The 14,266-nt window shown below is 59.7% G+C and carries 10 protein-coding genes, 1 pseudogene and 1 riboswitch; of the genes and pseudogenes, 7 read left to right on the forward strand and 4 right to left on the reverse strand.

Going from position 1 to position 14,266, the window contains the following annotated elements:
- The first annotated feature begins 1 nt into the window (after position 1).
- The 4 genes from SynA1562_RS00590 to thiC all read left to right on the forward strand — a co-directional run bounded on the left by SynA1562_RS00590 (position 2) and on the right by thiC (position 3,605).
- Positions 2 to 1,183, forward strand: a complete 1,182-nt coding sequence (locus tag SynA1562_RS00590) for an amidohydrolase (protein ID WP_186494267.1) — start codon at positions 2 to 4, stop codon at positions 1,181 to 1,183.
- Positions 1,180 to 1,407: a DUF3188 domain-containing protein gene (locus SynA1562_RS00595; protein ID WP_186494268.1), complete on the forward strand. Its 228-nt coding sequence runs from the start codon at positions 1,180 to 1,182 to the stop codon at positions 1,405 to 1,407. The genes SynA1562_RS00590 and SynA1562_RS00595 overlap by 4 nt, the downstream gene beginning before the upstream one ends.
- Entirely contained in the window at positions 1,404 to 2,018 is a 615-nt protein-coding gene (locus tag SynA1562_RS00600; protein ID WP_186494269.1) for a HEAT repeat domain-containing protein, read from the forward strand. Before SynA1562_RS00595 ends, SynA1562_RS00600 begins: the two co-directional genes overlap by 4 nt.
- Before the next feature lie 31 nt (positions 2,019 to 2,049).
- A riboswitch (TPP riboswitch) is annotated at positions 2,050 to 2,156 on the forward strand.
- Positions 2,157 to 2,201: 45 nt separating this feature from the next.
- Complete coding sequence (gene thiC, locus SynA1562_RS00605) at positions 2,202 to 3,605, forward strand: phosphomethylpyrimidine synthase ThiC (RefSeq protein ID WP_186494270.1); 1,404 nt, start codon at positions 2,202 to 2,204, stop codon at positions 3,603 to 3,605.
- A 135-nt stretch (positions 3,606 to 3,740) separates the two neighbouring features.
- Here the strand turns inward: thiC and tkt are convergent, their stop codons facing one another.
- The 3 genes from tkt to acpP are packed head-to-tail and all read right to left on the reverse strand — an operon-like array spanning position 3,741 to position 7,303.
- Positions 3,741 to 5,750 (reverse strand): transketolase, encoded by a 2,010-nt coding sequence (tkt, locus tag SynA1562_RS00610; protein WP_186494271.1) that lies wholly within the window; start codon positions 5,748 to 5,750, stop codon positions 3,741 to 3,743.
- 54 nt (positions 5,751 to 5,804) lie between these two features.
- Complete coding sequence (fabF, locus tag SynA1562_RS00615; RefSeq protein WP_186494272.1) at positions 5,805 to 7,052, reverse strand: beta-ketoacyl-ACP synthase II; 1,248 nt, start codon at positions 7,050 to 7,052, stop codon at positions 5,805 to 5,807.
- Between the two features lie 8 nt (positions 7,053 to 7,060).
- Entirely contained in the window at positions 7,061 to 7,303 is a 243-nt protein-coding gene (acpP, locus tag SynA1562_RS00620; protein ID WP_011363161.1) for an acyl carrier protein, read from the reverse strand.
- Between the two features lie 145 nt (positions 7,304 to 7,448).
- Here acpP and psaC point away from each other — a divergent pair, with 145 nt between their 5' ends.
- Both psaC and glmS read left to right on the forward strand, forming a co-directional pair.
- Positions 7,449 to 7,694 (forward strand): photosystem I iron-sulfur center protein PsaC, encoded by a 246-nt coding sequence (gene psaC / locus SynA1562_RS00625; protein ID WP_006850103.1) that lies wholly within the window; start codon positions 7,449 to 7,451, stop codon positions 7,692 to 7,694.
- A gap of 54 nt (positions 7,695 to 7,748) precedes the next feature.
- Positions 7,749 to 9,638 (forward strand): glutamine--fructose-6-phosphate transaminase (isomerizing), encoded by a 1,890-nt coding sequence (glmS, locus tag SynA1562_RS00630; RefSeq protein ID WP_186494273.1) that lies wholly within the window; start codon positions 7,749 to 7,751, stop codon positions 9,636 to 9,638.
- A gap of 3 nt (positions 9,639 to 9,641) precedes the next feature.
- Here glmS and SynA1562_RS13140 read toward each other — a convergent pair.
- A pseudogene (locus SynA1562_RS13140) lies at positions 9,642 to 9,838 on the reverse strand (hypothetical protein); the annotation flags it as partial.
- Between the two features lie 187 nt (positions 9,839 to 10,025).
- On the opposite strand from SynA1562_RS13140, the gene SynA1562_RS00640 reads away from it, so the two are divergent.
- Positions 10,026 to 13,637 carry a hypothetical protein gene (locus SynA1562_RS00640; RefSeq protein WP_186494274.1) on the forward strand — a complete coding sequence of 1,204 codons (3,612 nt, stop codon included), beginning with the start codon at positions 10,026 to 10,028 and terminating at the stop codon, positions 13,635 to 13,637.
- Positions 13,638 to 14,266 lie beyond the last annotated feature (629 nt).

The raw sequence follows: 14,266 nt of genomic DNA on the forward strand, positions 1-14,266 counted from the left end.
GATGACTCAAGTCCAGGACCTCTCCGATCGACTCAGCCGTGAGCTGCCTGAGCTGCTGGAGCTGCGCCGGCATCTGCATGCCCACCCCGAACTCAGCGGCGAGGAACACCAAACGGCTGCCCTGGTCGCCGGTGAACTACGTCAGCTGGGTTGGCGCGTGCGCGAGGGGGTTGGCCGTACGGGGGTGGTGGCCGAATTGGGGCCTGATCACGGCCCCACCGTGGGCTTGCGGGTGGATATGGATGCCCTACCCGTAGAGGAGCGCACCGGGCTGAGTTATGCCTCCACCCGGCAGGGTCTGATGCACGCCTGTGGCCACGACTTGCACACCTGCACAGGCCTTGGGGTGGCGCGGTTGCTGGCCCAGGAGCCGTCTTTGACAGCCCGGGTGCGCTTGCTGTTTCAACCCGCAGAAGAGTTGGCCCAGGGCGCCGTGTGGATGCGGGACGCGGGGGCGGTGGAGGGCCTCGATGCCTTGTATGGGCTCCATGTCGTGCCGAATCTGCCTGTGGGCACGGTGGGTATCCGCAGGGGCTGTCTCACCGCGGCGGCCGGAGAGCTGGAGATCCTGGTGCAGGGAGAAGGTGGCCATGGTGCCCGTCCCCATCAGTCGGTGGATGCGGTTTGGCTGGCGGCTCGGGTGATCACAGAGCTTCAGCAGACCATCGCCCGTCGCTTGGACGCCTTACAGCCGGTGGTGATCAGTTTCGGCAAGGTGGAGGGCGGTCGCGCCTTCAACGTGATTGCCGATCAGGTGCGTTTGCTGGGCACGGTGCGCTGTCTGGATCTGCAGCAGCACGCTCAGTTGCCAGCCTGGATTGATGAGACGGTGCAGGGAATCTGTGCCAGTGGAGGGGGTACGGCTGTGGTGAATTACCGCTGCATTGCACCACCGGTGCACAACGACCCGCAGCTCACGACCTTGCTCGAACGCTGCGCGGTGGAGTGTCTGGGGCGAGACAAGGTGCTGCCGGTGGAGCAACCTTCCCTGGGGGCGGAAGACTTTGCCGAGCTGCTGCGGGATGTGCCGGGAATGATGGTGCGGCTGGGCGTGGCTGGGCCCGAGGGGTGTGCGCCGCTGCACAACGGAGCGTTCTCACTGGAGGAAGACGCTCTCGGTGTTGGCATTGCGATTCTCACGGCCACCGTGCTGGCGTGGATCACGGAGAACACCTCGGCATGAACCAACGTCGTGCGGTGATTTGGGTTTCCCTCGGGGCTCCGTTCCTGATCTTGCTCGCGTTGTTGGCCACAAACCAGCGCCAGGGCAAGGACCGGGTGCAGGTGCTGCCTGCCGTGCTTGTGGGTTCGGGTCTGATCATCAGCAGCGCTCTCGGTCGGCAGCGCCGCCGCGCCAGGCTGTTGGCCGATCTTCAACGGGCGCGCACCCCCGGCAGCAACCCATGAGTGAGACCGATCCGCAACGTCCTGATCTTGAGGTGGTCCGCCAGGCCATTGCCAGTGGTGATCCGGTGAAGGCGATGCCGGCGATCACGCAGCTTCGTCATTGCTCTGACGCTGAGGCGGTGCCGTTGCTGGTGCTGGGCACGGAGCAGAAGCCCTTTCTGGTGCGTTCCTTGAGCTGCAGTGGTCTGGGCTATAAGCGCACCGAACAGGGTTGGGCTGTGCTGAGTGCGTTGATCGCAGCCGATGAAGACCCCAATGTTCGAGCTGAGGCAGCCAATGCTTTGGCCAGCTACGGGGTGGAGCGGGCCTGGCCTTTGCTGCGTTCGGCCTTTGAAGCCGATGCCGCCTGGTTGGTGCGTTGCAGCATCCTGTCCGCCCTGGCAGAACAGCCGGAGATCGATCTCACCTGGCTGCTGGAGCTGGCCACCATGGCCATCGCTGATGCTGATGCCATCGTGCGGGTCAGTGGAGCCGAGATCCTCAGTCGGATCGTCCGGGAAGCCGCCAATGCCTCCATCGGGGCCAAGGCCCGAGGTCTGTTGCAATCCCTGCAGCAGGATTGCGATCACCGGGTGGTCGCTGCCGTGCTCAATGGGTTGCAAGCCAGCTGAATGGGTCTTTGAGCAACGCTTGCTAGCGTTCAAACATCACTAGGGGTGTCTGGGTTTCACCACGAACCCAGACTGAGATCACACCCTCCGAACCTGATTCCGGGTCATGCCGGCGCAGGGAAGTGCTTGAGCGTGATCCACGGCCAAACGTCGACCCCTGGGCTGTCCGTCGCACTTCAGATCATGCGCGCTTCCTGGGTTGAGTCCCGTAAGGGTCAGGCCAACGTCTCTCAGATGCATTACGCCCGACAGGGCGTGGTGACCGAAGAAATGGCCCATGTGGCGAAGCGGGAGAACCTGCCCGAGTCGCTGGTGATGGAAGAAGTGGCCCGGGGGCGGATGATCATCCCGGCCAACATCAACCACACCAATCTGGAGCCGATGGCGATCGGCATCGCCAGCAAGTGCAAGGTGAACGCCAACATCGGCGCATCGCCGAATGCGTCTGACGCCGCTGAGGAGGTGAAAAAGCTCAAGCTGGCGGTGAAGTACGGCGCCGACACCGTGATGGATCTTTCCACCGGCGGCGTCAACCTCGATGAGGTGCGCACCGCGATCATCGGTGCATCCCCCGTGCCGATCGGCACCGTGCCCGTTTATCAGGCTCTTGAGAGCGTCCACGGATCGATCGAGAAGCTCGATGAGGACGATTTCCTCCACATCATCGAGAAGCACTGTCAGCAGGGCGTCGACTACCAGACCATCCACGCTGGCCTGCTGATTGAGCACCTTCCCAAGGTGAAGGGCCGCATCACCGGCATCGTCAGCCGCGGCGGCGGGATCCTGGCTCAATGGATGCTGTATCACCACCGTCAGAACCCGCTTTACACGCGGTTTGACGACATCTGCGAGATCTTTAAGCGCTACGACTGCACTTTCTCCCTTGGCGACTCGCTGCGCCCCGGTTGCCAGCACGATGCGTCGGATGCTGCTCAACTGGCTGAATTACACACCCTCGGTGAACTGACCCGTCGCGCCTGGAAGCACGACGTGCAGGTGATGGTGGAGGGTCCCGGCCACGTTCCCCTCGATCAGATCGAGTTCAACGTGAAGAAGCAGATGGAGGAGTGCAGCGAAGCGCCCTTCTATGTGCTCGGTCCCCTGGTTACAGACATTGCCCCTGGTTATGACCACATCACCTCAGCGATCGGTGCGGCCATGGCTGGTTGGCATGGCACGGCGATGCTCTGTTACGTGACGCCGAAGGAGCACCTCGGTCTACCCAACGCTGAGGATGTGCGCGAAGGCCTGATCGCTTATAAGATCGCTGCCCATGCGGCAGACATCGCCCGTCATCGCCCCGGCGCCCGTGACCGTGACGACGAGCTCAGCCGCGCCCGCTACAACTTCGACTGGAACAAGCAGTTCGAGCTGTCCTTGGATCCTGAGCGGGCCAAGGAGTATCACGACGAAACCCTGCCGGCTGACATCTACAAGCAGGCTGAGTTCTGCTCTATGTGCGGACCGAAGCACTGCCCGATGCAGACCAAGATTACCGATGAGGACCTCGAAGGTCTGGAGAAGGTGCTGGAGACCAAGTCGGGTGCTGCAGAGCTGACTCCGGTCAAGCTCGACAAGGCTGATTGATTGCGATGTCTGAATTCATTTGTTGGCCCGGCGTCCGTTAGGACGTCGGGTTTTTTGTATGAGGCCATTGGTGTGTGGCATTAAAAAAGACCCCCTGCCGAAGCAGGAGGCCTTGGTGTTGCACTGATCTGGCGATCAGCCGAGCAGAGCCTTGGCTTTAGCAACCACGTTCTCCACCGTGAAGCCGAATTCCTTCAGGCAGGTGCCGCCGGGGGCGGAAGCACCGAAGCGGTTCATGGTGACGCTGTCGCCATCCAGGCCGATGAAGCGGTGCCAGCCGAAGGACTCGGCGGCTTCCACCACCATGCGCTTGCGCACAGCGTTGGGGAGCACTTCCTCCTTGTAGGCATCGGTCTGCTCGTCGAACAGCTCGACGCAAGGCATGGAAACCACACGCACCTTTTTGCCTTCAGCGGTGAGCTGTTTGGCGGCCTGAACGCAGAGGTCGAGCTCGGTGCCGGTACCGATCAAAATCAGATCGGGAGTGCCCGCGCAGTCTTCGAGCACGTAGCCACCAAGTGCCACCTTGTCGATCGAGGAGTTGGCCTGGTTGGCCATGCCCTGACGGCTGAGGCAGAGGGAACTGGGACGATTTCGGTTTTGGATCGCCACCTTGTAAGCACCACTGGTCTCGTTGCCGTCGCCAGGGCGGAACACCAACATCCCTGGCATCGCGCGGAGCGATGGGATGGTTTCGATTGGCTGGTGGGTGGGGCCGTCTTCGCCGACGCCGATGGAGTCGTGGGTGAGCACGTAGATCACACCCAGCATGCTCAGGGCAGATAGGCGCATGGAGCCGCGCATGTAGTCGGCGAACACCAGGAAGGTGCCGCCGTAGGGGATCAGACCACTGTTGTGATACGCGATGCCGTTGAGGATGGCGGCCATGGCGTGCTCGCGCACACCGAAGTGCAGGTAGCGCTTCTCAGGGCTGCTGGCCTGGTAAGAGCCGGTTTCACCCTTGATGTCCGTGTAATTGGAGTGGGTGAGGTCAGCGGAGCCGCCAATGAGCTCGGGCAGGTTGGGTCCCAGGGCACCCAGGCAGATTTGGGAGTGCTTCCGGGTGGCCAGGCCACCATCTTCCGGGGTGTAGGTGGGCAGGTCCTTGTCCCAACCCTCGGGTAGCTCTCCGCGCAGCATCCGCTCGAACTCGGCGGCTTCCGTGGGGTACTTGGTGCGGTAAGTGGCCAGGGTCTGGTTCCACTCGGCCTCGAGGCTGGCGCCACGGTCAATGGCTTGGCGGAACTGGTCGTAGGCGTCCTGGGGAATTTCGAAGGGTGCATAGTCCCAACCCAGTTGCTGACGGGTCAGAGCTGCTTCCTCTTCACCCAGGGCAGCACCGTGCACACCGGCGGTGTCCGCCTTGTTGGGGGAGCCGTAGCCGATGGTGGTGGTCACCTTGATGATCGACGGCTTGTCGGTCACAGCCTTGGCAGCCTCGATTGCCTTGGCGATGGCATCCACATCGGTGTTGCCTTCCGCCACGTGCTGCACGTGCCAGCCGTAGGCCTCGTAGCGCTTCAGCACGTCCTCGGTGAAGGACACGTCGGTGCGGCCGTCGATGGTGATGCTGTTGTCGTCGTACAGCGCGATCAGCTTGCCCAGCTTCAGGTGACCAGCCAGGGAAGCAGCCTCAGAAGAGACACCTTCTTGGTTGCAGCCGTCGCCCATGATCACGTAGGTGTAGTGATCCACGACGGTGGCGTCGGCCTTGTTGAATTTGGCGGCCAGGTGGGATTCAGCGATGGCCAGGCCCACAGCGTTGGAGATGCCGGCACCCAGGGGGCCGGTGGTCACTTCAACGCCGGGGGTTTCAAAGGTTTCGGGGTGACCGGGAGTCTTGGAGCCCCACTGGCGGAACTGCTTGATGTCCTCGATCGTCACCGAGTCGTAGCCGGTGAGGTGCAGCAGCGCGTAGAGCAGCATGCAGCCGTGACCGGCAGACAGCACGAAGCGGTCGCGGTTGAACCACTTGGGGTTCTTGGGGTTGTGGTTGAGGAACTTGTCCCAGAGGGCATATCCCATGGGTGCGCAGCCCATCGGCAGGCCGGGGTGGCCGCTGTTGGACTTGTTGATGGCGTCGACAGCCAGCATCCGAATGCTGTTGATGCAGAGCGTGTCGAGTGACGCGGGCGCAGCGACCATGGTGTTAAGAGGAAAAGTTGGAGCGATTTTGACGCACGGCCTGAGCGCGAAGGCTCAGCTGGCGCGTTTGAAGGCCAGGCAGACGTTGTGGCCGCCGAAGCCGAAGGAGTTGGACAGCACGGTTCCCAGTGTCTGATCCCGCGCCTGATTGGGCACGACATCCAGATCACAGTCGGGATCCCGGGTGGTGTGGTTGATCGTGGGGGGCACGACGCCGTGTTGCAGCGCCAGCACGCAGGCCACGGCCTCGATGCCGCCGGAGCCACCCAGCAGGTGGCCGGTCATCGATTTAGTGGAGCTCACCGGAATCTGCAGCGCCCGATCACCCAGGGCGCTTTTGATCGCCGAGGTTTCGTTCTTGTCGTTCGCCGGTGTGCTGGTGCCGTGGGCGTTGACGTAGTCGATCTCGGAGGGATCAATGCCGCCATCGGCCAGGGCCAGGCGCATCGCCTCCGCACCACCGACGCCGCCCGGCGTGGGTGAGGTGATGTGGTGGGCATCGCAGGTCATGCCGTAACCCACCACTTCGCCGAGGATTGTGGCGCCACGGGCCTGGGCGTGCTCGAGGGTTTCGAGCACCAGCACGCCGGCGCCCTCTCCGATCACAAAGCCATCCCGCTCTTTATCGAACGGACGGCTGGCCGTGGCCGGATCGTCGTTGCGGAATGAGAGGGCTTTGGCGCTGGCGAAGCCGGCCACCCCCAGAGGAGTGATCGCTGATTCGGCTCCACCGCACACCATCGCGTCGGCGTTGCCCAGCTGCAGCAACCGGAAGGCATCGCCAACGGCATTGGAACCGGCAGCACAGGCAGTGGCCACCGCGGAGCTGGGGCCTTTGGTGCCCAGGGCAATGGCGGCGAGGCCAGTGGCCATGTTTGGGATCATCATCGGCACCGTGAACGGGCTGACGCGTCCGGGGCCTTTGCCCTCCAACACGTGGGCCTGCGTCTCCATCGTTAGGAGACCGCCGACGCCGGAGCCGATGATCGTGCCGATCCGATCCGCATTTGCGTCGTTGATTTCAAGGCCGGCATGGGCCACAGCCTGTTTGGCTGCCACCACGCCGAACTTGCAGAACCGATCCCAGCGCTTGGCTTCCTTCGGTTCGATGAAGCCGGACGGATCGAAATCCTTCACCTCCGCCGCAAAGCGGCAGGCGTGTGCGGATGCATCGAACAGGGTGATGGCGTCCACTCCGTTGCTGCCGGAGGTGAGGCCGTTCCAGTAGTCCTGAACCGTGTTGCCGATCGGTGTGACCGCGCCGAGGCCGGTGATGACGACGCGATGGAGACCATCCACCATTGCGTTGCTCAGGCCTGCTTGTCTTCGATGTACTTGACGGCGTCGCCAACGGTGGTGATGCCTTCAGCTGCTTCGTCGGGGATCTCGATGTCGAAAGCCTCTTCCAGGGCCATCACGAGTTCCACGGTGTCCAGAGAATCAGCACCCAGATCGTTCTGGAAGTTGGATTCGGGCTTCACTTCGCCGGAGTCAACGCTCAGTTGCTCCGCAACGATCGAGCGCACCTTTTCGAGAATCGCTTCCTGAGACATAGCCGTGGCAACGGGACGCTGCATCCTACGGGCACGCCTTCAGCCTTTCTCAACACCGACTGCGCCGTTAACAACGGTGACGGCCTGGTCATGGACCCCCAAAGGACGGGTACGTTTGCCGCAAGCCTTCGAATGCATCGGGCACATGTCCCACGCCGTCAAGATCTACGACACCTGCATCGGCTGCACCCAGTGCGTGCGTGCCTGCCCTCTCGACGTGCTTGAGATGGTGCCCTGGGACGGCTGCAAGGCCGGCCAGATTGCTTCGTCCCCTCGCACTGAGGATTGCGTGGGTTGCAAGCGCTGTGAAACCGCCTGCCCCACCGACTTCCTCAGCATTCGCGTTTACCTGGGCGATGAGACCACCCGTTCCATGGGTCTGGCCTACTGATTTGCCCCGTTTCACCTCATAAGCTCAGCCCGGCTTCAGCCGGGCTTTTTTTGTATGTGCGGAATCGTCGCCCTGGTGGGCTCCCGAGAAGCGGCGCCTCAGCTCCTGGAGGGCTTGCGGCAGCTGGAGTACCGCGGTTACGACTCCGCTGGGATCGCCACGGTGGCTGCTCAGGGGCAGTTGACTTGCCTGCGGGCTGAGGGCAAGCTACGTAACCTCACCGCTCGTTTTGAAGCACAAGGCGCGCCGGGGCAATGCGGCATTGGCCACACCCGCTGGGCCACCCATGGGAAGCCGGAAGAGCGCAACGCCCACCCGCACCGCAGCAGCGATGGTGCAGTGGCAGTGGTGCAGAACGGGATTATTGAGAACCATCGGACTCTGCGGGAGCAGCTGGAGGCTGCAGGGGTGGAGTTCCAGTCGGACACCGACACCGAGGTGATTCCGCATCTATTTGCAGCGGAACTGCAGCAGTTGCAAGCCGCGGGCGGCACCGCAGGTGGTGCGTTGTTGCTCCAAGCCCTGCAGCGGGTGCTGCCCCAGCTGCAGGGGGCCTACGCCCTGGCCGTGATCTGGGATCAGGCGCCGGGGGCGCTGGTGGTGGCCCGCAAGGCTGCACCCCTGTTGATCGGCTTGGGGGAAGGGGAATTCCTCTGTGCCAGCGACACGCCGGCCCTGGCGGGCTTTACCCGCACGATCCTGCCGATGGAGGACGGCGAGGTGGCCTTGCTCTCACCCCTCGGCGTTGAGCTTTATGACGCAGTCGGTGCCCGTCAGCAACGCATGCCCACCCAGCTCAGCGGTGTGGATCACGTGGCCGACAAGCGGGAGTTCCGTCACTTCATGCTCAAGGAAATCCATGAGCAACCGGAGACCGCAGAGTTGTGGGTGGCGCGCCATCTGCCTCAGGGACTGCCGCCGGAGCAGCCGGTGGCTCTGCCGTTGGACGATGCGTTTTACGCCGGCATTGAGCGGATTCAGATCCTGGCCTGCGGCACAAGCCGCCATGCCGCGATGGTTGGGGCCTACCTGCTGGAGCAGTTCGCCGGCCTTCCCACATCGGTGCACTACGCCAGTGAGTTCCGCTATGCGCCGCCGCCGCTCGCCCCTCATACCATCACGATTGGTGTGACCCAGTCGGGTGAGACGGCCGACACCCTGGCCGCCCTGGCGATGGAGGCAGAGCGACGTCTGGCCTATGGGGATCCAGCCTTTGCTCCCCGGCAGCTGGGGGTGACCAACCGTCCGGAAAGTTCCCTCTCGCGTCAGGTGCCCCACATCCTCGACATCGGGGCCGGAATCGAAGTGGGCGTGGCGGCCACCAAGACCTTCCTCGGTCAGCTGCTGGCCTTCTATGGCCTGGCGATGGCCTTTGCAGCCCGCCGTGGTGCTCGCCCCACAGCGGAGATCAAGGCTCTGGCGGACGAACTGCGCGGTCTGCCTCAGCAGTTGCGCCAGTTGGTGGATCTGCACGACCAGCGCTCTGAAGCCCTGGCTCCTCGCTTTGCCGACACCCAGGATGTGATTTTCCTGGGGCGGGGAATCAACTACCCGATCGCCCTGGAGGGAGCGTTGAAGCTCAAGGAAATCAGCTACATCCACGCCGAGGGCTACCCGGCCGGTGAGATGAAGCATGGTCCGATCGCCCTGCTCGATTCCCGGGTGCCGGTGGTTTCGATCGCGGTGCCCGGTTTGGTGTTTGAGAAGGTGCTCAGCAATGCCCAGGAAGCCAAGGCTCGCGACGCTCAGCTGATCGGTGTGGCGCCCCAGGGGCCGGACACTGATCTGTTTGATGAACTGTTGCCGGTTCCTTCGGTGAGCGAGTGGATCAGCCCCCTGCTCACCGTGGTTCCCATGCAGTTGCTGAGCTATCACATCGCCGCCCATCGCGGCCTGGATGTGGATCAACCCCGCAACCTGGCCAAGAGCGTCACGGTGGAGTGAGCCTCATCTGGCATTCATGCTCAGATCACTATGGCTGAGGTCGCTACGGCCGTAGCGGTCCTGGAAGCGGACGATGTTGTCTTCACCGAGGTACTCGCCGTCCTGCACTTCAATTAGTTCCACGGCTATCTGGCCGGGGTGGGACAGGAGGTGGTTGCCGCCATCGGGATGTAGGTGCTCTGCTTGTCCCCAACAGTTTCGCCTTTCCTGATCGTTAGTAGATGGCTTATACAGCCAGGGCTTGAGAGGAGTTTCACGTAATCTTCTACGACGCTGATCTCGCCGTTGCTGATGTCTTCTACTGTGCGTATACAAATACTGAATAGCTGCCAGGCACTAGGTATCGAGTTGCGTTACCTACACCTTGCTGAGGAAGAAGAAGATGTGTTGACAGCCCTTCTGCAGGATGCAATTGATTTGCGAGCCCAGGGCCAGGCTGATCGTTCGCTTGCATTGCTGGATGCAGCTGTTGAGTTTGGAGTGAGGAGCGGGTTGGTAGATGACAACCGCGCATGGGCTTTAGTGGGTCTGGGTCGGCGTTCAGAAGCGATTGGACTTTGGAATGAGTTGCTGGTTCACCAAGAGGAAGGTCTGCGGACCCAGGCGCAAGACAATTTGAGGCTGCTAGCTGCGGAGCTCAGCAATCAGCTGAAGCAACTGGCTGAAGCGGCTGGGGAGAGCCTGGTCGAATTCGAGGGAAGAGAGTTCAGTGCGCTGTCTGAACTAGAGCAGCCTCTAGTGGAAGCATCGATTCGCTTACGCAGCGGAGGAAATAACGAATTGTCGCTGCAACTGCTGGATGCAGCTGTTGAGTTTGGAGTGAGGAGCGGGTTGGTAGATGACAACCGCGCATGGTCTTTAGTGGGTCTGGGTCGGCGTTCAGAAGCGATTGGACTTTGGAATGAGTTGCTGGTTCACCAAGAGGAAGGTCTGCGGACCCAGGCGCAAGACAATTTGAGGCTGCAAACTGCGGCTTTAGTGGGTCTGGGTCGGCGTTCAGAAGCGATTGGACTTTGGAATGAGTTGCTGGTTCACCAAGAGGAAGGTCTGCGGACCCAGGCGCAAGACAATTTGAGGCTGCTAGCTGCGGAGCTCAGCAATCAGCTGAAGCAACTGGCTGAAGCGGCTGGGGAGAGCCTGGTCGAATTCGAGGGAAGAGAGTTCAGTGCGCTGTCTGAACTAGAGCAGCCTCTAGTGGAAGCATCGATTCGCTTACGCAGCGGAGGAAATAACGAATTGTCGCTGCAACTGCTGGATGCAGCTGTTGAGTTTGGAGTGAGGAGCGGGTTGGTAGATGACAACCGCGCATGGTCTTTAGTGGGTCTGGGTCGGCGTTCAGAAGCGATTGGACTTTGGAATGAGTTGCTGGTTCACCAAGAGGAAGGTCTGCGGACCCAGGCGCAAGACAATTTGAGGCTGCAAACTGCGGCTTTAGTGGGTCTGGGTCGGCGTTCAGAAGCGATTGGACTTTGGAATGAGTTGCTGGTTCACCAAGAGGAAGGTCTGCGGACCCAGGCGCAAGACAATTTGAGGCTGCTAGCTGCGGAGCTCAGCAATCAGCTGAAGCAACTGGCTGAAGCGGCTGGGGAGAGCCTGGTCGAATTCGAGGGAAGAGAGTTCAGTGCGCTGTCTGAACTAGAGCAGCCTCTAGTGGAAGCATCGATTCGCTTACGCAGCGGAGGAAATAACGAATTGTCGCTGCAACTGCTGGATGCAGCTGTTGAGTTTGGAGTGAGGAGCGGGTTGGTAGATGACAACCGCGCATGGTCTTTAGTGGGTCTGGGTCGGCGTTCAGAAGCGATTGGACTTTGGAATGAGTTGCTGGTTCACCAAGAGGAAGGTCTGCGGACCCAGGCGCAAGACAATTTGAGGCTGCAAACTGCGGCTTTAGTGGGTCTGGGTCGGCGTTCAGAAGCGATTGGACTTTGGAATGAGTTGCTGGTTCACCAAGAGGAAGGTCTGCGGACCCAGGCGCAAGACAATTTGAGGCTGCTAGCTGCGGAGCTCAGCAATCAGCTGAAGCAACTGGCTGAAGCGGCTGGGGAGAGCCTGGTCGAATTCGAGGGAAGAGAGTTCAGTGCGCTGTCTGAACTAGAGCAGCCTCTAGTGGAAGCATCGATTCGCTTACGCAGCGGAGGAAATAACGAATTGTCGCTGCAACTGCTGGATGCAGCTGTTGAGTTTGGAGTGAGGAGCGGGTTGGTAGATGACAACCGCGCATGGTCTTTAGTGGGTCTGGGTCGGCGTTCAGAAGCGATTGGACTTTGGAATGAGTTGCTGGTTCACCAAGAGGAAGGTCTGCGGACCCAGGCGCAAGACAATTTGAGGCTGCAAACTGCGGCTTTAGTGGGTCTGGGTCGGCGTTCAGAAGCGATTGGACTTTGGAATGAGTTGCTGGTTCACCAAGAGGAAGGTCTGCGGACCCAGGCGCAAGACAATTTGAGGCTGCTAGCTGCGGAGCTCAGCAATCAGCTGAAGCAACTGGCTGAAGCGGCTGGGGAGAGCCTGGTCGAATTCGAGGGAAGAGAGTTCAGTGCGCTGTCTGAACTAGAGCAGCCTCTAGTGGAAGCATCGATTCGCTTACGCAGCGGAGGAAATAACGAATTGTCGCTGCAACTGCTGGATGCAGCTGTTGAGTTTGGAGTGAGGAGCGGGTTGGTAGATGACAACCGCGCATGGTCTTTAGTGGGTCTGGGTCGGCGTTCAGAAGCGATTGGACTTTGGAATGAGTTGCTGGTTCACCAAGAGGAAGGTCTGCGGACCCAGGCGCAAGACAATTTGAGGCTGCAAACTGCGGCTTTAGTGGGTCTGGGTCGGCGTTCAGAAGCGATTGGACTTTGGAATGAGTTGCTGGTTCACCAAGAGGAAGGTCTGCGGACCCAGGCGCAAGACAATTTGAGGCTGCTAGCTGCGGAGCTCAGCAATCAGCTGAAGCAACTGGCTGAAGCGGCTGGGGAGAGCCTGGTCGAATTCGAGGGAAGAGAGTTCAGTGCGCTGTCTGAACTAGAGCAGCCTCTAGTGGAAGCATCGATTCGCTTACGCAGCGGAGGAAATAACGAATTGTCGCTGCAACTGCTGGATGCAGCTGTTGAGTTTGGAGTGAGGAGCGGGTTGGTAGATGACAACCGCGCATGGTCTTTAGTGGGTCTGGGTCGGCGTTCAGAAGCGATTGGACTTTGGAATGAGTTGCTGGTTCACCAAGAGGAAGGTCTGCGGACCCAGGCGCAAGACAATTTGAGGCTGCAAACTGCGGCTTTAGTGGGTCTGGGTCGGCGTTCAGAAGCGATTGGACTTTGGAATGAGTTGCTGGTTCACCAAGAGGAAGGTCTGCGGACCCAGGCGCAAGACAATTTGAGGCTGCTAGCTGCGGAGCTCAGCAATCAGCTGAAGCAACTGGCTGAAGCGGCTGGGGAGAGCCTGGTCGAATTCGAGGGAAGAGAGTTCAGTGCGCTGTCTGAACTAGAGCAGCCTCTAGTGGAAGCATCGATTCGCTTACGCAGCGGAGGAAATAACGAATTGTCGCTGCAACTGCTGGATGCAGCTGTTGAGTTTGGAGTGAGGAGCGGGTTGGTAGATGACAACCGCGCATGGTCTTTAGTGGGTCTGGGTCGGCTTCCAGAGGCAGTGGGACTGTGGAGAGAATTGGAAGCCTCGTCAGATAACGATGCCTTAGTCGAAATGGTCCAAGAAAGGCTTCGGAATTACGCTACTGAGGCTGATCGCATTTCTCAGACGAACAAAGCGCAGCTACTTAATGATGAGGGCCTGTACCAACAGGCCAAGATCCTGTTGGTACGGGCCATGTTGGATGATCCCAGCTGGGATGGTTACACCACAAAGTTGATAGAAGTGCTGAAAACAGAGCGTGGCTACGAGGACGATGCAGATTTGCTGCAACGGGAGCTTGAGGAGGATCAGTTCAGTTTGGAGGTCTTTGATTTGTACTTGGATTATGTGGAGCGTCGACTGAAGGAGATTGATGTGAGTAGCTCTTCTTGAACACCTCACCCTTTCTGTCCTTTGATCGTCAGGTTTAAACGCTGTGAGTGTCACTTGTAATAGCAAGGCCTGATTGAATCGCAGGTTTTGAATTGGGTTTTAGAGGCTGGCTGGTCGCGATTCCGGGTGGGGGGTATCTACGCTGCTTTATTTGCCTGAAGTCTCGAGCCTCATTCAGCTCAGTCTGCTTGAGATTCAGATCAAGATAATGCTCTCCCTGGTAAGAATAATGGCTGATTGAGTAACTGCTTCCGAATTTGACGATTTCACCAGGCTTCGGTGGTTTGCTTTTGAATCGGATAACGACAGAATCGATCTATCTACATTTTGCAAAATGAGCCGATCGTCGATTATGGGGTATTAACCGCAGATCCCAGTCGTTACGGTACTGGGAACCAGAGGAGGATCAAATTTGCCTTAATGGATTATCAGTGCACATCGGGAAATGGGTGATTTCAGGCTTTTATTTGAAGTGCCTTGATATTTAAAGGTGCTTGCTATGTCATGGTTCTGATTGATGATTGGAAGGATCATTAATGCCCTGACAAATATAAATGCTTGGCAAAGAATAACTTGTTTCGTAGTTGTTCTATGTAGTGACTATTAACGCTTTTATCGTACAAAGAACG

Source organism: Synechococcus sp. A15-62, from assembly GCF_014280075.1.
GTDB lineage: Bacteria > Cyanobacteriota > Cyanobacteriia > PCC-6307 > Cyanobiaceae > Parasynechococcus.